This window comes from Shewanella sp. HL-SH2 (assembly GCF_051164935.1).
GTDB lineage: Bacteria > Pseudomonadota > Gammaproteobacteria > Enterobacterales > Shewanellaceae > Shewanella > Shewanella glacialimarina.
In genome coordinates, this window is record NZ_CP195035.1 from 572,253 (window position 1) to 593,846 (window position 21,594).

General features: G+C 43.5%; 16 protein-coding genes, 1 tRNA gene and 3 rRNA genes. 15 read left to right on the forward strand and 5 right to left on the reverse strand.

Annotation, left to right across the window (positions count from 1 at the left end; genetic code table 11):
- Positions 1-41 precede the first annotated feature (41 nt).
- The 8 genes from ACRWP9_RS02360 to ACRWP9_RS02395 all read left to right on the forward strand — a co-directional run bounded on the left by ACRWP9_RS02360 (position 42) and on the right by ACRWP9_RS02395 (position 9,330).
- Positions 42-818, forward strand: coding sequence for a DeoR/GlpR family DNA-binding transcription regulator (locus tag ACRWP9_RS02360; protein WP_434927691.1), 777 nt, complete (start codon positions 42-44; stop codon positions 816-818).
- Between the two features lie 29 nt (positions 819-847).
- A complete protein-coding gene (gene glmS, locus ACRWP9_RS02365) occupies positions 848-2,677 on the forward strand; it encodes a glutamine--fructose-6-phosphate transaminase (isomerizing) (RefSeq protein ID WP_226412208.1) in 1,830 nt (609 codons plus the stop codon).
- 576 nt (positions 2,678-3,253) lie between these two features.
- Positions 3,254-3,529 carry a hypothetical protein gene (locus ACRWP9_RS02370; protein ID WP_434927692.1) on the forward strand — a complete coding sequence of 92 codons (276 nt, stop codon included), beginning with the start codon at positions 3,254-3,256 and terminating at the stop codon, positions 3,527-3,529.
- Entirely contained in the window at positions 3,513-4,220 is a 708-nt protein-coding gene (locus ACRWP9_RS02375) for an HlyD family efflux transporter periplasmic adaptor subunit (RefSeq protein ID WP_434927693.1), read from the forward strand. The genes ACRWP9_RS02370 and ACRWP9_RS02375 overlap by 17 nt, the downstream gene beginning before the upstream one ends.
- A 2-nt stretch (positions 4,221-4,222) precedes the next feature.
- Positions 4,223-5,149 carry an ABC transporter ATP-binding protein gene (locus ACRWP9_RS02380; protein WP_434927694.1) on the forward strand — a complete coding sequence of 309 codons (927 nt, stop codon included), beginning with the start codon at positions 4,223-4,225 and terminating at the stop codon, positions 5,147-5,149.
- The gene (locus ACRWP9_RS02385; protein ID WP_434927695.1) at positions 5,146-6,243 is read left to right on the forward strand and encodes an ABC transporter permease; all 1,098 of its coding nucleotides are present in this window, start codon (positions 5,146-5,148) and stop codon (positions 6,241-6,243) included. The genes ACRWP9_RS02380 and ACRWP9_RS02385 overlap by 4 nt, the downstream gene beginning before the upstream one ends.
- 223 nt (positions 6,244-6,466) lie before the next feature.
- Positions 6,467-8,476 carry an alpha-amylase gene (locus ACRWP9_RS02390; protein ID WP_434927696.1) on the forward strand — a complete coding sequence of 670 codons (2,010 nt, stop codon included), beginning with the start codon at positions 6,467-6,469 and terminating at the stop codon, positions 8,474-8,476.
- Between the two features lie 155 nt (positions 8,477-8,631).
- On the forward strand, positions 8,632-9,330 hold the full coding sequence (locus tag ACRWP9_RS02395; protein WP_434927697.1) for a FadR/GntR family transcriptional regulator: 699 nt from the start codon (positions 8,632-8,634) through the stop codon (positions 9,328-9,330).
- Between the two features lie 225 nt (positions 9,331-9,555).
- On the opposite strand, the gene ACRWP9_RS02400 is transcribed toward ACRWP9_RS02395, so the two are convergent.
- The 3 genes from ACRWP9_RS02400 to ACRWP9_RS02410 all read right to left on the reverse strand — a co-directional run bounded on the left by ACRWP9_RS02400 (position 9,556) and on the right by ACRWP9_RS02410 (position 11,264).
- Positions 9,556-9,765, reverse strand: coding sequence for a DUF2061 domain-containing protein (locus ACRWP9_RS02400; protein WP_434927698.1), 210 nt, complete (start codon positions 9,763-9,765; stop codon positions 9,556-9,558).
- A 161-nt stretch (positions 9,766-9,926) separates the two neighbouring features.
- The gene (locus tag ACRWP9_RS02405; RefSeq protein WP_434927699.1) at positions 9,927-10,829 is read right to left on the reverse strand and encodes a 1,4-dihydroxy-2-naphthoyl-CoA synthase; all 903 of its coding nucleotides are present in this window, start codon (positions 10,827-10,829) and stop codon (positions 9,927-9,929) included.
- 84 nt (positions 10,830-10,913) lie between these two features.
- Positions 10,914-11,264 (reverse strand): hypothetical protein, encoded by a 351-nt coding sequence (locus ACRWP9_RS02410; protein ID WP_434927700.1) that lies wholly within the window; start codon positions 11,262-11,264, stop codon positions 10,914-10,916.
- 77 nt (positions 11,265-11,341) lie between these two features.
- On the opposite strand from ACRWP9_RS02410, the gene ccoG reads away from it, so the two are divergent.
- The 7 genes from ccoG (at position 11,342) to ACRWP9_RS02445 (ending at position 19,616) form a co-directional block, all read left to right on the forward strand.
- Positions 11,342-12,769 carry a cytochrome c oxidase accessory protein CcoG gene (gene ccoG, locus ACRWP9_RS02415; protein WP_434927701.1) on the forward strand — a complete coding sequence of 476 codons (1,428 nt, stop codon included), beginning with the start codon at positions 11,342-11,344 and terminating at the stop codon, positions 12,767-12,769.
- A gap of 562 nt (positions 12,770-13,331) precedes the next feature.
- Positions 13,332-14,876 (forward strand): 16S ribosomal RNA (locus tag ACRWP9_RS02420).
- 396 nt (positions 14,877-15,272) lie between these two features.
- Positions 15,273-18,175: ribosomal RNA gene (locus tag ACRWP9_RS02425) — 23S ribosomal RNA — on the forward strand.
- A 144-nt stretch (positions 18,176-18,319) separates the two neighbouring features.
- Positions 18,320-18,435, forward strand: a 5S ribosomal RNA gene (gene rrf, locus ACRWP9_RS02430).
- The 16S, 23S and 5S rRNA genes sit together here with 1 tRNA gene alongside, the layout of an rRNA operon.
- A gap of 94 nt (positions 18,436-18,529) precedes the next feature.
- Positions 18,530-18,606: transfer RNA gene (locus ACRWP9_RS02435), tRNA-Asp, on the forward strand.
- 268 nt (positions 18,607-18,874) lie between these two features.
- Complete coding sequence (locus tag ACRWP9_RS02440; RefSeq protein ID WP_434927702.1) at positions 18,875-19,126, forward strand: YkgJ family cysteine cluster protein; 252 nt, start codon at positions 18,875-18,877, stop codon at positions 19,124-19,126.
- 34 nt (positions 19,127-19,160) lie between these two features.
- Complete coding sequence (locus ACRWP9_RS02445) at positions 19,161-19,616, forward strand: Rrf2 family transcriptional regulator (protein WP_434927703.1); 456 nt, start codon at positions 19,161-19,163, stop codon at positions 19,614-19,616.
- Here ACRWP9_RS02445 and ACRWP9_RS02450 read toward each other — a convergent pair.
- Positions 19,591-20,346 (reverse strand): divergent polysaccharide deacetylase family protein, encoded by a 756-nt coding sequence (locus ACRWP9_RS02450; protein ID WP_434927704.1) that lies wholly within the window; start codon positions 20,344-20,346, stop codon positions 19,591-19,593. The genes ACRWP9_RS02445 and ACRWP9_RS02450 overlap by 26 nt on opposite strands.
- A gap of 29 nt (positions 20,347-20,375) precedes the next feature.
- Positions 20,376-21,587, reverse strand: coding sequence for a S41 family peptidase (locus ACRWP9_RS02455; protein ID WP_434927705.1), 1,212 nt, complete (start codon positions 21,585-21,587; stop codon positions 20,376-20,378).
- Between the last annotated feature and the right edge of the window lie 7 nt (positions 21,588-21,594).

Consider the following 21,594-nt stretch of genomic DNA (forward strand, 5'->3'; position numbering starts at 1 on the left):
ATATCTTTCGTTTCGTAACTTAAATGAAAGAAAACCCCATTATGAATAAGCGTAATACCCAACAACGTCGACACAGCATTATCAACCTGCTTAATCAGCAAGGAGAAGTCAGTGTTGAGGAGTTGTCTTTACGTTTTGAAACATCGGAAGTCACCATTCGCAAGGATTTAGCTACTTTAGAAAAAACAGGCTTATTACTACGCCGTTATGGTGGCGCTATTGCAGTGCCCGACGAAGTCACTCAGCAGTTTAGTGCCAAAATAGCACCCAATAAACTGGCCATAGCTAAAACCGCCGCCGCGCTGATTAAAGATCACAACCGAATTATTATTGATAGTGGTAGCACTACCACAGGTATTGTGCAGCAGCTAAATAACTTGCGTGGTTTAGTGGTAATGACTAACTCATTGCAGCTGGCCAATGCGATTCACGAACTTGAAAACGAACCGACATTATTGATGACCGGTGGTACCTGGGACCCGCATTCTGAGTCTTTTCAGGGCCAGGTAGCTGAACAGGTTTTACGCTCATATAACTTCGACCAACTATTTATCGGTGCCGACGGCTTAGATTTAGAGCGGGGTACCACCACGTTTAATGAGCTAACCGGGCTGAGTAAAGTGATGGCCGAAATGTCTCGTGAAGTTATCGTCTTGCTTGAATCATCAAAAATAGGTCGCCGAATTCCAAATTTAGAACTGCCTTGGAGCGAGATCAATGTATTGGTCACCGATGACCATATCTCAGCCGAGGCATTACAAACCATTACAGACCAGGGCGTAAAAGTGTTACTTGCGTCCTATGTCGAATCAAATTAATTTTTAAATTACTCAATAGGTAAATAATCATGTGTGGAATCGTTGGCGCAGTAGCGCAAAGAGATGTAGCAGAAATTTTAGTTGAAGGTCTACGCCGTTTAGAATATCGCGGTTATGACAGTGCAGGTGTTGCGGTTATCCATAATGACGAGTTAAGCCGCACCCGTCGCTTAGGTAAAGTGCAAGAGCTATCATCAGCATTAGATGAATCCCCATTAGCGGGAGGCACTGGTATTGCGCACACCCGTTGGGCAACCCACGGTGAACCCAGTGAACGTAATGCCCACCCACATTTATCTGAAGGTGATATTGCCGTTGTACACAACGGTATTATTGAAAACCACAACAAGCTACGTGTAAAACTGAAAGAGCTAGGATATGTGTTTTCATCAGACACAGACACAGAGGTTATCTGCCATTTAGTGCACCATGAACTTAAAACGGCTAATACGTTATTATCAGCGGTACAAGCAACCGTTAAGCAGCTAGAAGGTGCATACGGTACAGTGGTTATTGACCGTCGCGACAGCGAACGCATGGTTGTGGCTCGTAGTGGCAGTCCCCTTGTTATCGGTTATGGCATAGGTGAAAACTTTGTCGCATCAGACCAGCTTGCACTACTGCCGGTAACGCGTAATTTTGCTTTCTTAGAAGAAGGTGATGTTGCAGAGGTCACGCGTCGTGAAGTGAATATTTATGACTTAAATGGCGATGCCGTTAAGCGTGAAGTTAAAGAGTCAGAAGTGACCCATGATGCAGGTGATAAAGGTGAATACCGTCACTACATGCTAAAAGAAATTTACGAGCAACCAATGGCTTTAGCGCGCACTATAGAAGGTCGCATCGCCAACAAACAAGTACTAGACAGCGCCTTTGGTGACAACGCCGCAGAGTTCTTAAAAGACATTAAACACGTACAAATTATCGCCTGTGGTACTAGTTACCATGCAGGTATGGCAGCACGTTACTGGTTAGAAGATTGGGCCGGTGTGTCATGTAATGTTGAAATTGCTTCAGAGTTTCGTTACCGCAAATCACATTTATTTCCAAACAGCTTATTAGTGACTATTTCACAGTCGGGCGAAACCGCCGACACGTTAGCAGCAATGCGCCTTGCTAAAGAAATGGGCTACAAAGCAACCTTAACTATATGTAACTCAGGTGGTTCATCGTTAGTACGTGAATCTGACATGGCTTACATGATGAAAGCCGGTGCTGAAATTGGCGTAGCCTCAACCAAAGCATTTACCGTGCAATTAGCCGGTTTATTAATGCTTACCGCTGTGATTGGTCGTTACAACGGTATGTCAGATGAGATGCAAGCTAACATCACCCAAAGTCTGTTATCAATGCCAGCTAAAGTAGAGCAAGCATTAGGTTTGGACGATGCAATTGCTCAGCTTGCAGAAGATTTTGCCGACAAGCACCATGCACTATTTTTAGGCCGTGGCGATCAGTACCCAATCGCAATGGAAGGTGCGTTAAAACTAAAAGAAATATCATACATTCATGCAGAAGCTTATGCCTCAGGCGAATTAAAACACGGCCCATTAGCACTTATTGATGCTGATATGCCGGTTATCGTGGTTGCGCCAAACAACGAACTGCTTGAAAAGCTTAAATCAAATGTTGAAGAAGTACGTGCCCGTGGCGGTTTAATGTATGTGTTTGCTGACAAAGACGCTGAGTTTGAATCAGACGACACCATGAAGGTGATTCCAGTGCCTCATTGTGATGAGTTTATGGCGCCATTAATTTACACCATTCCTTTACAGCTATTGTCATATCACGTGGCATTGATTAAAGGTACTGACGTGGATCAACCTCGTAACTTAGCAAAATCGGTTACTGTTGAATAAGTAACATTATTGCTGGTGGTAGATGTTGCACATTGTGCTAACCACCAAATAAATAAAAGCGACTAACTCTTACTCTTAGAGTCGTCGCTTTTTTATTGATAATAATAAAGTCGTGGTGCTGCCAAAAATGGTTTAAAAGATGAAAGTAACATCGCATTGTTCCATTCTGGACCGGTTAAAAGGGACTCAACAGTAATAGCCTCTTTACGTTTAATTAAAGGATTAGGCCCTGCCGTCCCCTGATGAGTCTGCGAGTATCCAAAGTATGGATAATGGTTAAGCTCACAAGCTTTAGAATAAAGGTCGATCACATTTAGCGGAGTAATTATTGGTGATATTTATTTTAAGCTGCCAGTATCACTTATTCTAACAATGACTCTCACCCATCATAATGGCTTCTAATACTAGATTTCCTGTCGATGACAAAGCCGCACCAGCAACTATTTATGCTGGTTTATTCTAGAATAGGTCAATCATTATTTCCCAATGGAGCTATATACTTAATACTTAAACCGCGTACATTAAAGGTCATGTTTTGTTTCATAAATATATATTAGTGCGGGTTGTGGGGGATATATGCAAAGTATCAACATCAGTGTATTGATCATATTAGTGTTATCAGCCTGTTCACCGCCAGCACAGCAACAAGCTATTGGCACACTAGAGCGTGATAGGGTGACATTTACCGCCACCTCGAACGAGATTATCCGCGAGTTACCTGTTATTGAAGGCAGTATCGTTGAAGCTGGGCAAGTGTTGGTGCGATTAGATGCTAAAAACCAGCAAGCTATCCTGGCTAATGCGATAGCCAAAAAGGCCAAAGCGGCTGCTTTTTTTGCTAAAGCTGACTAATGGCGAGCGGGTTGAAGATATCGCCTCAGCACAAGCTAAGGTAGCTCAGGCTAATGCGCAGTTTGTTGAGGCACAGAAAAATTATCGCCGTCAGGTAGAGTTAATCGCCCGTAAATTAGTGAGTCAATCTGATTTAGACACCGCTTTAGCCAGTCGAGATAAAGCTCTGGCATCATTAAATTCGACTAAGGAAGAGTTTAGCAAGCTTACCGCGGGATCGCGTATTGAAGACATCGAGCAAGCCAAAGCTGAATTAGCGGCTAGCCAAGCAGAAGTTGTTTTACAAACCCAGAAGTTAGATGAGTTAACCATAGTGGCCACCCGCGATGGCATACTAGATAACTTGCCATATAACTTAGGTGAGCGAGTGGCGCTAAACAGTGTTGTGGCAGTGATGTTGGCTAATAGCGTGCCCTACGCTAGGGTATATGTCCCTGCACCGTATCGTATTCATTTTATTCCTGGCTTAAAAGTGACTGTACATGTTGACGGTGTTGAACAAGCATTAGTGGGCACTGTTCGTTGGGTGTCCCATGAGGCCTCATTTACCCCTTATTACGCTTTGACTGAGAATGAACGCGCTCGATTAATGTACCTTGCTGAAGTCGATTTAGAAGACTCTGCGGCAACATTTCCTTCGGGTATCCCCACCCAGGTTGACTTGATTATTAATAATTCAACGGGAGATTAGTCATGACTGAATTCGTTATTGAAGCAGTCAACGTGGTGAAAAAGTTTGGTGATTTCACTGCTATCGAAAACGTCACCTTACGGGTCCCTAAAGGTTGTATTTACGGCTTTTTAGGCCCAAATGGTTGCGGTAAATCCACCATGATAAGAGTGCTAACGGGTTTGCTAAGCCCTACATCGGGTGACATCACCGTATTGGGCTTATCCATGCCCAAGCAAGCAGAATCATTACGCTTAAAAATTGGCTACATGACCCAAAAATTCTCCCTGTATGATGATTTAAGTGTGCAAGAAAACATGCAGTTTATGGGGCAAATATTTGGTATGGGCAGTAAGGCGTTAAGCCTACGCATTAATGAGCAGCTAATGACTTATGGGTTAGATTCTATTCGTCAACAAAGGGTCGCGGGTATGAGTGGTGGTCAGCGTCAGCGTTTATCTTTAGCGTGTGCCACTATGCATAACCCAGAGTTACTTTTTTTGGATGAACCTACTTCCGCGGTTGACCCGCAAAATAGAAGAGAGTTTTGGGAGCAGTTGTTTGAGTTATCAGCACAAGGCACCACTATTTTAGTCACCACCCATTACATGGATGAAGCTGAACGTTGCCATCGTTTGGCGGTAATGGAATCTGGTATTATTCGTGCAGACGGAGAACCTGATGCTTTAATGCGTGATATGGGCGTTAATATTGTCGAGGTTAACAGTCCGCAGTTACGTGCCTTGAAAAAAAAGCTACTGGCAACCAAAGCCGTTCGATCAGCGGCGCAGCTAGGAGTACGTTTAAGGGTGTTGATTTATCAAGACATCGCCGATCCTATTCAATGGCTTAAAACAACTTTTCCTGAACTTGCCCAAGCTGAAATGAATCTTGCTCGTCCAAGTTTAGAAGATGTGTTTGTGTGTGTTACCGGTGAGGGGCGCCAATGATGTCTTTCTATCGAATAAAAGCGGTAATGGTGAAAGAGATCCGTCAATTATCAAGGGACCGGATTACCTTTGGCATGGTAGTGATGATCCCGCTTATTCAGCTATTGTTGTTTGGTTATGCCATTAATACCGACATTCGCCAAATACCGATAGCAGTTGTCGACCAAAGCCAGAGTACTGCGGGGCGGGTGATAACTGAGTCTGTTAAAGTTACTCAAGTGGTGAACGTTGTTAGGCATTTTGCTACCGCAGAAGAGGCTGATCAAGCCATTAAACAGGGAGTTGTGCGTGCAGCGCTAATACTGCCGCAGGATTTAACTCAGCGAATGGTGCAAAATAGAGTGTTAGGTCAATGGATAGTTGATGGCTCAGACACCATGATCAGTTCAGCTATTTTAGCGCTACAGTCTATGCCGTTAACCGATTTTGATTTCGACATACGCCCTAAGACCGTTAAAACCTTTGAAGTTGTGTTGTTTTATAATCCGAGCCGACGCTCTGCGGTGAATATTGTGCCGGGTTTGTTAGGGATTATATTGACCATGACGATGATCCTGTTTACCAGCACCGCCATAGTACGTGAACGGGAACGAGGTAACTTAGAGCTACTGATTACCACTCCAATTAACCCAATGGAGCTGATGATAGCCAAAATTGTTCCTTATATATTTGTTGGCTTAATACAGGTGTTTATCATTTTGGGGTTAGGCCATTGGATATTTGATGTGCCTATCAATGGGTCAGTTGCACAGATATTATTCGGTACCCTATTGTTTATTTCAGCCAGTTTATCATTGGGGTTAATGATTTCTACCTTGGCTAAAAATCAATTACAAGCCATGCAAATGACCATCTTTATCTTATTACCTTCAATATTATTGTCTGGTTTTATGTTTCCGTATGAAGGTATGCCAGAAACGGCACAATGGATATCAGAAGCGCTTCCGGCAACTCACTTTATGCGTTTAATTCGAGGTGTTGTATTACGAGAAGCTGATTTAATCGACCTATGGCGCGATACCCTGTGGCTTGCTTGTTTTACAGTGGTCGGTTTGTTCGTTGCAGCAGCTCGATTTAAGAAAACATTAGATTAAATAACCTCTGTTATGATTTAAAATTGCTATTATTCAGCCGCTTGAATTAGCCTTCTGGCTATGATTTTGTGTGCTTACTTTAGCCATTAGCTGACGCTACTTTAGTCGTTATGCATACGTATTCAATATTCCAAGGTGTTTATTTGTTCGATTATTAGGCGATACTGATTTGGGTTAACAAATTGTTAACTCCAATAAAAATCTAATAATAAAGGCCTTAAACATGAATCCTAATCGCGCGTTAACTAAGGTAGCCATAGCAACAGGTTTATCTTTGTGTATGTCATCATCAGTATTTGCCAACCCACAACCGACTACATTTGTTCATCTTTTCGAATGGAATTGGCAAGATATTGCTCAAGAATGTGAACAATTTTTGGGGCCAAATGGTTATGCCGCGGTGCAAGTATCACCACCGAACGAACATATTCAAGGTAGCCAGTGGTGGACTCGTTATCAGCCAGTAAGCTATGTACTACAAAGTCGTGGAGGTAACCGTGGTCAGTTTATTGATATGGTTAGCCGCTGTAAGGCGGTTAATGTAGATATCTATGTTGATGCGGTGATTAATCATATGGCTAGCGGCAGTGGAACAGGCACCGCAGGCAGTGCTTATGGTAATAAAAGCTACCCAGCATATAGCCCGCAGGACTTTCATAACACATGTGCGATTAAAGATTACAACAACCGTTGGGAGGTTCAAAACTGTGAGCTTGTTGGTTTAACTGATCTTAATACCAGTGTTAATTATGTTCAAACCACGATTGCGGGTTTTTTGAATGATTTGACTAATATAGGTGTCGCAGGCTTTCGCTTTGATGCCTCTAAACACATGGCCGTTGAAGATATTCAAGGTGTGATGTCAAAGGTAAATGGCACACCTTTGGTTTTTCAAGAAGTGATTGATCAAGGTGGTGAAGCCATTAGTGCCAGTGAATATACCAGTGTGGGCTTGGTGACTGAGTTTAAATACTCAACCCAGTTAGGCAATACATTCCGTAATGGCAATTTAGCATCTTTAAAGAACTTTGGTGAAGGCTGGGGTTTTATGGCCAGCAGTTCTGCAGTTGTTTTTGTCGATAATCACGACAATCAACGTGGTCACGGCGGCGCGGGTAATGTGATCACGTTTGAAGACGGGCGCTTATATGACTTAGCCAATGTGTTTATGCTGGCTTATCCCTACGGTTACCCAAAAGTGATGTCGAGTTATGCATTCAATGGCAATACCGATGTTGGCGCGCCTGGCGTTAGGGTTCATAACAATGGCAATTTAGAATGTTTTGGCAACAACTGGAAGTGTGAGCATCGTTGGGGCTATATTGCTGGTGGGGTGAGTTTTCGAAATAACACCGCTGATAATTGGACGGCCACAAACTGGTGGGACAACGGCAACAATAAAATTGCTTTTGGTCGTGGTAGTTCAGGTTTTGTGGCTATTAATAAAGAAAACTCAAATTTAACCGCAACGTTAGCGACATCTATGGCGCCAGGGACTTATTGTAACGTGCTAAAAGGCAAAATTGCTCAAGACAAGCGATCATGCAGCGGCGAAACGATTGTTGTTAATAATAATGGCTCCATCAATGCTAATGTTGGAGCTTGGGATGCGTTTGCCATTCATCAAGGTGCTAAGCTCATTACAGGTGATGCTGTGAATAATCCTGATTGGAAGCGGACGGTTATTTTTATTCAAGCTCAAACACAAAGCGGTCAGGATATGTTTGTGCGTGGTGGCATTGATCACGCCTATGCGGCAAGTAATCTATATAAAACCTGTACCAGCAGCAATTTTGAATGTGCCATTCCAATTAGACATAACAACTTGCGTAATACCACTACAGCACCTTGGAAAGCCAACGATACTTATCTAGATTGGTATGGCCCTGAGGCTGCTCAAAGCCCTGAATCATCGGGTTCTGCATTAGATTGGACAACCAATTTATGGCCAGTAGCTTGGGGAGCTAAACAAACGGTTGCTAATAATGGCTTCGGAGAAGAGCCTTTAAACATCTGGGGACAACATTATTGGATGTTAGATGTGGATATGGATTGCAGTAAAACGGTTAATGGATACTTTGAGGTTAAAGCGTTCGTCAAAAATGGCCAGGGATGGGAAAGCAATATCAGTCAGTCCAACACACCATTCCCTTCAAGTAATCATGTCGCTCAATGCGGTAAAGTGAATCAATTTAACTTTAATAGCAATGGCGTACAAATAGGTAACTTGTAAGATCTTTGGGTAATTAAAATGGCTAAAACACCCGTTTTAGCCATTTTTATGGGTAACAAATTTTCTGGACTGAATTTACACATACTAAGTAATAAGCAGAGGATCTTTATAGTATGATGTGACGTATTCGTGAAACATCAATAAGACATACCAGCATGGCAAGCATACCTAGGCAAAATCTGACCCATCAACTTACTCATGATCTTGGTATTGCTATCGTCAGTGGGGAATATCCTATTGGAGAAGGGTTGCCTTCAGAAGCTGATTTGTGTGTTAAGTACGATGTTAGCCGCAGTTCAACGCGTGAAGCGGTAAAGATGTTGTCGGCCAAAGGCTTGATTACCTCTCGCCCAAAGCAGGGCATAAGAGTGATGCCAGAAAGCCAATGGAATATGTTTGATATTGATGTCTTACATTGGATACTAAGCAGTAAACCCTCTTTATCATTATTAAAAGAGTTTACGCAAATGCGTTTAGCATTAGAGCCAGAAGCAGCAGCATTGGCTGCCAAGAACGCAACTGCTGAGCAGATAGAGCATTTAGGTATAGCGTTACAGCGAATGAAGGATGCCGAGTTGGGGCTTGAAGACCCACTTGAGGCCGATATTTTATTTCATGCAAATATTCTATGCTCTAGTAATAATCGCTTTTTTATTCAAATGACCGGTTTTACTAGTACTGCATTAAAGGTGAGCTTGCGTTATACCAACCAGATGAAAGGGGTTAATGGGGCTAATGTGGAAGATCACGCAGCTGTTTATAATGCGATAAGAATGCGCCAGCCTGAATTAGCCAAAACAGTTATGGTTAAGATCATTGATGAGTTATTAGTGTTAATTGATTCTAGATTATAACGGTTGAACTTCCTCTACGTTTGCCACTCTGGTGTAGAAGGGAGGCTAAAATAGCCTAAAACCAATTTGATCAGGCAAGCAGTTCAAATATTGAAGCCAACATCGTAAACCCGTCTTTATATGAGTGTTGTGCTGAAACATAGGTGCGCACTCTTATATTGCTATTACTAGAGTGTCTAGCTGGGTTGTCATAGATAGGTTGCCATACTAAGTGACTAATGTTGATTAATGGATAGGCGTTAGCTCAAGTTCTTGAGCTAACTTCTTTGCTTCAATACGGTTCCAAATTTTATCGTGAAAATAAAATACCACTGTGTTCACAGCTGGTTCGATTAATGCAACTGCGCCACCAATGACAATACTGCCAGTGAGTAGGTAGGTAACCGTAAATGCGACAGAGAAATGCAGTACAGCAAATGTCATTGTTTTTTTCATGATAAGACCCCCAATTGATTTGTTTAAATGATAGTGATTATCATTTATGATTGGAAGCTAAATTTATTAGTTGGGTTAATCGATTTTTTAAATCAATAAGCCTGCTGAGACAAAGCAGGCTTATAATTCTCTTTTTAAAGATTTATCGAATCGTCAAACAATTAATAATGCCAAGGAAATTTAGAAAAGTCTTTATCGCGCTTTTCTAAAAAAGCATCGCGCCCTTCTTGGGCCTCTTCAGTACCGTAAGCTAAACGAGTTGCTTCACCGGCAAACAGTTGTTGGCCAACTAAGCCATCATCTGCCATGTTAAAACCGTATTTAAGCATACGCATTGCAGTGGGGGATTTAGCGTTAATTTCCTTCGCCCATGCTAAGGCTTCTATTTCTAGCTCAGCATGTGGAATAGCACGGTTAACCATGCCCATATCAACCGCTTCTTCTGCCGAGTAATTAAACCCCAAGAAGAAAATTTCACGGGCGCGCTTCTGGCCAATCATCTTAGCTAAATAAGCGCTGCCATAACCTGAGTCAAAACTGCCTACATCAGGGTCGGTCTGCTTGAAAATAGCATGCTCTTTAGATGCTAATGTTAAATCGCAAACCACATGTAAACTATGACCGCCGCCAACAGCCCAACCGGGCACAACCGCAATAACCACTTTAGGCATAAATCGAATTAACCGCTGCACTTCTAAAATATGCAGACGGCCCATGCGGGCGACATCGGGCTTACCTTCTTCAGCGCCTTCATATTTATAACCGTCTTTACCGCGAATACGTTGATCTCCACCTGCGCAAAAAGAATATTGACCTTTTGCTGATGGTCCATTGCCAGTGATAAGCACACAGCCGACATCTGACCATTGTCTGGCGTGGTCTAAAGCGATAAAGAGTTCATCTACAGTTTTTGGGCGGAATGAGTTAAGGCAATCTGGGCGATTGATGGCAATGCGCACTGTGCCTTGATCTTTAGCGCGGTGATAAGTGATGTCTTCGAAGTGGAAGCCACATACAGAGTCCCAAAGTGTTGGGTCAAATATATCGGAAATCGGTTGTGTCATTATAAGTTAGCCTTTTTCAATCCATTATCCAAAGGCTATGCTGTATTAATATCTAGGTCAATCTAGCGAGCATAAAAGCGTTAACTATATCTGATCGCAAATGAACCGTAGGTTATCCCGACTAAACACCGGGTGGTTTCTCGTTGAGCTTGAGCAATACTCTTCTTTAAACTCTGTAATAGAGTCGCTATCAATGAACACACCATCAAGTTCACGAATTTCTATGGTCGACAAGCGTTCATAAATTTTCTCTTTAATAATAGGAATTTTATGATCGACCCGCTGAATTGTTGTGCCTGTCATCGAAGTCACTTTTTTATCAGCAGTAGTAAACATTGTTTGCACATATTCTATAGGCTCATCAAGCTTATTCGTTTCTGTTGCAAAGTAATAAATAATGCCACCTATGATGGCTAAACCTATCCAACCTCTCATTTTTTTGTCCGAGTTAATGTTAGAAAGGTATATACTATTCCAGTTTGTTTGTAATGTTAATGTAGTAAGGTCGTAAAATGACAATAGAATCGAAACCCAAAGATTATTCGAAACAAAATCGAATTAAGATTCATCAGCCTGATGCGAACAAAGCCGACCGTTTTAATCCCAGCAATAGTATATATGTACGCGCCGTTGATGGACTTTGGACAAGAGTTCGCCGTCGTATGGGCTGGGTTACTATGTTGTTCTTTCTTATTCTCCCATGGATCCAGTGGGGCGACCGACAAGCGGTATGGTTTCACCTTGCAGAGCAGAAGTTTCATGTGTTTGGTCTGACTATCTGGCCACAGGATCTAACACTACTCGCCGCCGTCTTTATGATTGCCGCCTTTGGATTATTCTTTGTCACCACTTATCTCGGTCGAGTATGGTGTGGTTATACCTGCCCGCAGACCGTATGGACGTTTATCTTTATCTGGTTTGAAGAGAAATTTGAAGGCGCACGTAATAAGCGTATCAAGTTAGATCAAATGCCATGGAGTGTCGATAAAGTCTGGCGTAAAACCGCAAAACATAGCGCATGGATATTCGTCTCCCTCTTAACCGCAATGACCTTTGTATCTTATTTTGTGCCGACACGAGAAGTGTATATAGATGTCCTTACGTTAAATGCCGATGGCAGCATCTACTTCTGGGTGATTTTCTTTACCATAGCCACATACGGTAATGCAGGATGGATGCGTGAAATTATGTGCATCCATATGTGTCCTTATGCGCGATTCCAAGCGGCAATGTTTGATAAGAATACCTATATTGTTGGCTATGACACTAAGCGCGGTGAAACTCGCGGGCCTCGTTCTCGTAAAGATGATCCTAAGGAAAAGGGATTAGGAGATTGTATTGACTGCGATCTTTGCGTTCAGGTTTGTCCAACGGGAATCGATATCCGTAACGGCTTGCAATATGAGTGTATTAACTGCGGTGCATGTATTGATGCATGTGACAACACCATGGAACGTATGGGATATGCTAAAGGCTTAATTAGTTACACCACAGAAAACAAGCTTGATAACGTAAAAGAGACAGTGTTGCGTCCTAAGTTAGTTGGTTACGGCGTTATATTAACTGTGATGATATTGTTGTTTGTTTACGCCAGTGCAACCATAGCGCCGGTTCGAATGGATGTTATCCGTGATCGCAATGCCCTTTACCGTGAAAACAATCGAGGTGAAATAGAAAACACCTTCACGATTAAAATACTGAATAAGACCGAGGCTAAGCACGATTACCAGCTAAGCGTAGAAGGACTTAATAACGCAAGATGGATCGGACTGGACAATGTCAGTATTGCGGCAGGTGAAATTCTAACATTACCTATTAGTGTAGCAATTGACCCGGTAGAGCTAAAACGTAGCGTTACCAACATCAATATCGTTGTACGAACTGAAATAGATGGTGAATCCGTCATTACAACCCAAGAAACACGATTCTTCGGTGAGTAAAAAACAGTAAAAATAGTTATAAAGCATATGAAAAAGGGACTAATAGTCCCTTTTTTGTGCGTTTCGTCCAAAAAATGCCCCATCAATGCTATTTTAATAAAAAACTTATTAAAAGCCCTTGCACTGCCTCAGAATCTCCCTATAATGCGCATCCACTGACACGGCACAGCGCGAAAGCAAAGTAGCGAGTTAGATTGATTTGAAAGGGTAAAAACTTCGGTTTCATCATCAAATCAACAGCGAAAAGAAAGTTTGAAAAAACACTTGACGCTGACAACAGGGTCTGTAGAATACGCAGCCCAAGCCAACGACCTAGCGTCCAACGGCGATGTTTGAAAAATCAACATCAACGCTCTTTAACAACTTAAACAAGAAATCTGTGTGGACATTCACAGGTATTGAGTTATTCGAAATTGCTTCTTCTTAGGAAGAGCAATCAAAAAATTTAAACTCAATGCAACGATGAATGTTCATGGCAATATGTACAAAAAGACTTTGTTAACTTCGGTTGATAAAGCAATCAGAATTCATTGAGCCGAAACCTTCGGGTTTCAAAAAACTTTAATTGAAGAGTTTGATCATGGCTCAGATTGAACGCTGGCGGCAGGCCTAACACATGCAAGTCGAGCGGCAGCGGGAAGATAGCTTGCTATCTTTGCCGGCGAGCGGCGGACGGGTGAGTAATGCCTAGGGATCTGCCCAGTCGAGGGGGATAACAGTTGGAAACGACTGCTAATACCGCATACGCCCTACGGGGGAAAGGAGGGGACCTTCGGGCCTTTCGCGATTGGATGAACCTAGGTGGGATTAGCTAGTTGGTGAGGTAATGGCTCACCAAGGCGACGATCCCTAGCTGTTCTGAGAGGATGATCAGCCACACTGGGACTGAGACACGGCCCAGACTCCTACGGGAGGCAGCAGTGGGGAATATTGCACAATGGGCGAAAGCCTGATGCAGCCATGCCGCGTGTGTGAAGAAGGCCTTCGGGTTGTAAAGCACTTTCAGTAGGGAGGAAAGGCAGTAGTTTAATAAACTATTGCTGTGACGTTACCTACAGAAGAAGGACCGGCTAACTCCGTGCCAGCAGCCGCGGTAATACGGAGGGTCCGAGCGTTAATCGGAATTACTGGGCGTAAAGCGTGCGCAGGCGGTTTTTTAAGCCAGATGTGAAAGCCCTGGGCTCAACCTAGGAATTGCATTTGGAACTGGGGAACTAGAGTCTTGTAGAGGGAGGTAGAATTTCAGGTGTAGCGGTGAAATGCGTAGATATCTGAAGGAATACCGGTGGCGAAGGCGGCCTCCTGGACAAAGACTGACGCTCATGCACGAAAGCGTGGGGAGCAAACAGGATTAGATACCCTGGTAGTCCACGCCGTAAACGATGTCTACTCGGAGTTTGGTGACTTAGTCACTGGGCTCCCAAGCTAACGCATTAAGTAGACCGCCTGGGGAGTACGGCCGCAAGGTTAAAACTCAAATGAATTGACGGGGGCCCGCACAAGCGGTGGAGCATGTGGTTTAATTCGATGCAACGCGAAGAACCTTACCTACTCTTGACATCCAGAGAATTCGCTAGAGATAGCTTAGTGCCTTCGGGAACTCTGAGACAGGTGCTGCATGGCTGTCGTCAGCTCGTGTTGTGAAATGTTGGGTTAAGTCCCGCAACGAGCGCAACCCCTATCCTTATTTGCCAGCGAGTTATGTCGGGAACTTTAGGGAGACTGCCGGTGATAAACCGGAGGAAGGTGGGGACGACGTCAAGTCATCATGGCCCTTACGAGTAGGGCTACACACGTGCTACAATGGCGTATACAGAGGGTTGCAAAGCCGCGAGGTGGAGCTAATCTCACAAAGTACGTCGTAGTCCGGATTGGAGTCTGCAACTCGACTCCATGAAGTCGGAATCGCTAGTAATCGTGAATCAGAATGTCACGGTGAATACGTTCCCGGGCCTTGTACACACCGCCCGTCACACCATGGGAGTGGGCTGCAAAAGAAGTGGGTAGTTTAACCTTCGGGAGAACGCTCACCACTTTGTGGTTCATGACTGGGGTGAAGTCGTAACAAGGTAGCCCTAGGGGAACCTGGGGCTGGATCACCTCCTTACCTATACGACTAACTCAATACCTAAAGTGCAGAGATGCATGTGAGTGTTCACACAGATTACTTGTTAACTTCTTCGGAAGTAGAGTGAAACACACCGCTTGCCGGTTAAGTGTTGTTCTTTAACAATTTGGAAAGCTGATAGTACTAACTAAAGGCGCATGAATGATGATTCGTTGTCGTTTGTGTGATTACGTTAGTGCGAAAATAATATTGATGCGAAAGCATCAGTATCTTGAGTTCTCAAAACACTGTTTAAGTGTCTTGAATATTCTAAAAACTAAGGCGAGTCACACTTCCTGGTCGGGAGTGAGACAAGTAAAAACCAGCTAGTTGCGATACAGTCTAATTAGTTCATTCTCTTGTTTACAAGGGTTGTGAAACTCATTTGGGTTGTATGGTTAAGTGACTAAGCGTATACGGTGGATGCCTTGGCAGTCAGAGGCGATGAAGGACGTAATAACTTGCGAAAAGCGTTGGCGAGCTAGTAATAAGCATTTGAGCTAACGATATCCGAATGGGGAAACCCGGCCACATAAGTGGTCATCATACAGTGAATACATAGCTGTATGAGGCGAACCTGGGGAACTGAAACATCTAAGTACCCAGAGGAAAAGAAATCAACCGAGATTCCCCTAGTAGCGGCGAGCGAACGGGGATTAGCCCTTAAGTCTATGGGGTGTTAGTGGAATGAGTTGGAAAGCTCAGCGGCACAGGGTGATAGCCCCGTACATGAAAACTAACCATAGATGAAAACGAGTAAGGCGGGACACGTGACATCCTGTTTGAATATGGGGGGACCATCCTCCAAGGCTAAATACTCCTGACTGACCGATAGTGAACCAGTACCGTGAGGGAAAGGCGAAAAGAACCCCTGTGAGGGGAGTGAAATAGAACCTGAAACCGTATACGTACAAGCAGTGGGAGCGGTTCTTGAGACCGTGACTGCGTACCTTTTGTATAATGGGTCAGCGACTTACGTTTTGTAGCGAGGTTAAGCGAATAGCGGAGCCGTAGGGAAACCGAGTGTTAACTGCGCGTTTAGTTGCAAGGCGTAGACCCGAAACCGAGTGATCTAGCCATGGGCAGGTTGAAGGTTGAGTAACATCAACTGGAGGACCGAACCGACTTATGTTGAAAAATGAGCGGATGACTTGTGGCTGGGGGTGAAAGGCCAATCAAACTCGGAGATATCTGGTTCTCCTCGAAAGCTATTTAGGTAGCGCCTCGAGCGAATACCATTGGGGGTAGAGCACTGTTAAGGCTAGGGGGTCATCCCGACTTACCAACCCTTTGCAAACTCCGAATACCAATGAGTACTACTCGGGAGACAGACAGCGGGTGCTAACGTCCGTTGTCAAAAGGGAAACAACCCAGACCGTCAGCTAAGGTCCCAAAGTGTATGTTAAGTGGGAAACGATGTGGGAAGGCTTAGACAGCTAGGATGTTGGCTTAGAAGCAGCCATCATTTAAAGAAAGCGTAATAGCTCACTAGTCGAGTCGGCCTGCGCGGAAGATTTAACGGGGCTAAACATACCACCGAAGCTACGGGTTTGCAGTTTACTGCAAGCGGTAGAGGAGCGTTCTGTAAGCGGTTGAAGGTGAAGGGGTAACCCACACTGGACGTATCAGAAGTGCGAATGCTGACATGAGTAACGATAAAGGGAGTGAAAAACTCCCTCGCCGAAAGACCAAGGGTTCCTGTCCAACGTTAATCGGGGCAGGGTGAGTCGACCCCTAAGGTGAGGCCGAAAGGCGTAATCGATGGAAAACAGATTAATATTTCTGTACCTCTGCTAACTGCGATGGAGAGACGGAGAAGGCTAGGCTAGCGCGGCGTTGGTAGTCCGCGTTTAAGGTAGTAGGCGGTGTTCTTAGGCAAATCCGGGAACACGTACTTAAATGTACACGTTGAGAGCTGATGACGAGTCACTAAGGTGATGAAGTAGTTGATGCCATGCTTCCAGGAAAATCTTCTAAGCTTCAGGTTAGTAGGGATCGTACCCCAAACCGACACAGGTGGTCGGGTAGAGAATACCAAGGCGCTTGAGAGAACTCGGCTGAAGGAACTAGGCAAAATGGTACCGTAACTTCGGGAGAAGGTACGCTGCTGTTGGTGATGGGACTTGCTCCCTAAGCTGACGGCAGTCGCAGATACCAGGTGGCTGCAACTGTTTATCAAAAACACAGCACTGTGCAAAATCGCAAGATGACGTATACGGTGTGACGCCTGCCCGGTGCCGGAAGGTTAATTGATTGGGTTATCGCAAGAGAAGCTCATGATCGAAGCCCCGGTAAACGGCGGCCGTAACTATAACGGTCCTAAGGTAGCGAAATTCCTTGTCGGGTAAGTTCCGACCTGCACGAATGGCGTAATGATGGCCACGCTGTCTCCAGCCGAGACTCAGTGAAGTTGAAATTGCGGTGAAGATGCCGTATACCCGCGGCTAGACGGAAAGACCCCGTGAACCTTTACTATAGCTTGGCACTGAACATTGAACCTACATGTGTAGGATAGGTGGGAGACTTTGAAGCTTCGTCGCTAGATGGAGTGGAGTCAATCTTGAAATACCACCCTTGTAGTTTTGATGTTCTAACTCTGGCCCCTTATCGGGGTTGAGGACAGTGCCTGGTGGGTAGTTTGACTGGGGCGGTCTCCTCCCAAAGAGTAACGGAGGAGCACGAAGGTTGGCTAAGTACGGTCGGACATCGTACGGTTAGTGCAATGGCATAAGCCAGCTTAACTGCGAGACATACACGTCGAGCAGGTACGAAAGTAGGTCATAGTGATCCGGTGGTTCTGAATGGAAGGGCCATCGCTCAACGGATAAAAGGTACTCCGGGGATAACAGGCTGATACCGCCCAAGAGTTCATATCGACGGCGGTGTTTGGCACCTCGATGTCGGCTCATCACATCCTGGGGCTGAAGTCGGTCCCAAGGGTATGGCTGTTCGCCATTTAAAGTGGTACGCGAGCTGGGTTCAGAACGTCGTGAGACAGTTCGGTCCCTATCTGCCGTGGGCGTTGGATGATTGAGGGGAGCTGCTCCTAGTACGAGAGGACCGGAGTGGACGAACCGCTGGTGTTCGGGTTGTCATGCCAATGGCATTGCCCGGTAGCTACGTTCGGAATCGATAACCGCTGAAAGCATCTAAGCGGGAAGCGAGCCCCAAGATGAGTCATCCCTAGAGCTTTAAGCTCTCTAAAGGGCCGTAGGAGACTACTACGTTGATAGGCAAGGTGTGTAAGCGTTGTGAGGCGTTGAGCTAACTTGTACTAATGACCCGTGAGGCTTAACCATACAACCCAGATGGGTTTTACTGATACGACTTAGTATTAGAATGGGACGCTTAAATAGTGTAACGAGACTCAAACTCAGATAAAGCAATCAGCTTTCCGAATTATTATTTAATGCTAGTTAAATAGCGTTAGATAACCAAATTTGTCTGGAAACCATAGAGCTGTGGCACCACCTGATCCCATTCCGAACTCAGAAGTGAAACACAGTATCGCCGATGGTAGTGTGGGGTCTCCCCATGTGAGAGTAGGTCATTTCCAGGCGCCTAATTTCTCTTTTAAGTAAGAGAAGTCTACTGATAGTGACATATCAGCGACTTAAAAAGAATTTAGCATCGTGCGTAAGCAATTTGCTAAAGGAGCGGTAGTTCAGTTGGTTAGAATACCGGCCTGTCACGCCGGGGGTCGCGGGTTCGAGTCCCGTCCGCTCCGCCAACTTAAGACGAAGGCCTTTGCAGCAATGCAAAGGCCTTTTTTCGTGTGTGTAATTCATAAGCTAGTGTGGTAATTTTGTTGGCTATAAAGGTATTCGGTATTTTTTGATAGTATTACTTTTGAGATGTTCATCGACTTTGTTATCAATCCATGTAGTTTATAACACCAGTCTTTTTTTAAATGTATTGATTGGTGATCTATAACTGTTAGTGTTTCTTTTAAAGAGATATCAGATATATAATTGGTTACTTTATTATACGAGATTAGAATGGATTGTCGGTTAGGTTGTGGGGCATGTTGTATTTCGCCGTCGATTACGAGCGCTATCCCAGGGATGCCTGAGGGGAAACCCGCAGGTGTCCGTTGTGTTCAATTAAGTGATAAAAACCTATGTATGATCTTTGGTCAACCACAGAGGCCTATTGTGTGTAGTGGTTTTTCTGCGAGTATAGATGTTTGTGGCTCTTCAAATGAGCAAGCTTTATGGTTGATCAATGATTTAGAGCGTTCAACATGTTAAAGTCGTTTTTTCTTTTATCGAGTATCGTTTATCAATGCAATTAACTCGCTATACAGATTATGGTATCCGCATTTTGATGTACCTTGCAGTACAACCAGAGCGAGAAGCTTTGTTCCGTATTGCAGAGGTAACTAACGTTTTTGATTTATCATCAAATCATGTTGCTAAAATTATCCATCAGCTTGGAAAGTTAGGTTACTTAAAAACTATTCGGGGTAAAAGTGGTGGGTTTAAATTAGCTATTGCTATTAATGAGATTCAAATAGGCTTGTTGGTTAGACAACTAGAGCCCTCATTAGTAGCTGTAAATTGTGAAAAACCATTTTGTCGTTTTACTCCCGTATGTAATTTAAAAGGGGTATTAGGAAAAGCGGTTGCTGCTTATTTGGCGGTATTGGATCAATATTCTTTAGCGGATATAGTAAATAATAAATCTGAGTTAATCGCTACCTTACCTGATTTATCTATCTCAGTGTTTGATATGAGCTAGTTGAATAAACTTTAGCGATATCGGTCGCAAGTAAATCTGAAGTGTGTACTAAGTCGATACCATTTTCTTTTAATCTAGGGAGGTTGGCCTTTAGGTAGGCAATAGTTTCAGGATACGGGTGTGCGATAGCAACCAGTGTACCTTGCTGTTTGGCTTGATAAATAATTTGTTTGAACTGCTTTTCAAGTGCGTGTTGGCGTAAGTCATTATCTAAAAATACTTGCCGTTGCAATAATGGCACTCCAACTGCTTTTGCCTTATCACTCGCCTTGCTGTATTTGGTTGTCATACTGTCAACAAAGTAAGCTTGCTTGCTTTTTAAACTTTCCATCACCCATAACATTGGTTTGTCTAATTGAGTCAGTAAGCTACCCATATGATTATTCGCCCCGCGGGCAAAAGGGATATTTCCAAAGGCAGATGTTATTTCGTGTTTAACTTGTTGCTCGTTCATGTCATTAGTTAATCCACCAGGGCCTAATGCATTGCCGCTCAAGGCCTGCATTGGTAAATGTAGCATTATCTCATGACCCTTATTATGGCCTTCTAATGCTAGTCTTTGTCCTAAAGGTGTATGGGGTAAGACTGATAAGGTAATATTTTGAGGTAGAGACAAAACAGCCTCATCTGTTTGACGATATCCAATATCGTCAATGATGATAGCTAGGTTTGCTGCATTTAATGATGAAAAACAGGCAAATTGTAATATTATTATTAATAAAAAGCGCACAGTTATTATTATTTTCTTTTTGATTTTATTTAGTTTTCTCTGCTATCTATCCAGGCGATAGCTGAGTCGATTTGCTTATCGTAATCATTATCTAACATTTTTTCTGTACCGATTATAGGCATATTCATCTCATCTGTAACAGCAGTAATTGATATTTCTATATCTGGGGTAATGCCTATGGTGTTTATATTATTTCCATCAGGGGTACTGTAATTAGCAATAGTCAGTTTGATGGCATTACTTTGGCCAAGTATGGGGATAAGGCTTTGGACTGTTCCTTTACCAAAACTGGTTTCTCCTAATAGGGTTGCGCGATGATTTTCTTGCAGCGCCGCTGCTAAAACCTCAGAAGCCGATGCTGAACCTTTATTAATCAACACGACCATGGGGATCTTAGCAAAAATAGTATCTGAAGAGGCATAGTAGTCTTCATTTGCATCAAAAATACGTCCTGTAGTGGTCACTATTCGACCATGATCAAGAAATAAATCTGCAATACTAATTGCCTGGTCTAGTAGCCCGCCTGGGTTATTGCGTAAATCTAAAATTATTCCTCTTAGAGGTATATGCTGCCATTTTATTGCTTGTTTACTTATCGCATCGGTTGCATCTTCCTGGAAGCTTGTCAGATGCAAATAACCAATGTCACCATCAATAATTTTACTGTTTATAGAATTGATGTGGATAAAGTCTGGTTGTAAGGTGATTTGAATCGGCGTTTTAGTCGCAATGGGTTGAAGGCTTAATGAGATAGGCTGGTTATTATTACTATATTGTCTGATTTCGGTTAGCACCATTTGCAGGTTTGTGGCATCAACAAGCGTATCATTAAGCTTGATAATCTTATCGCCCGCTTTAATACCCGCACGTTCAGCCGGTGAATTTTTAAAGGGAGTTATGATGGTAATTTTGTCCTGGTCAGTTGCGACTTCAAACCCAAAGCCAAAATACTCACCTTTGTTAGAGTCGTTTATCGCCTGAAAATCTTCATGAGTTAGGAATCCAGAGTAGGGGTCAAGTTCTGTAAATATCCCTTTTATTGCGGCATCAATAAGTTGCTGACGATCTATTTTATCTACGTAGTAAGTTTCAACAGTATCAATAACATCGATTAAAAGTGGGTAGTCAAAGTCATAATAGGCAGGCTTGGAGTTTGCGTGCTCTAAACTTGAAATGCTGATCGAAAGTGCCACGCACACGCCAAGTATAAAGCAACTAATATAACGGATGATTTGATGCATAACAGCC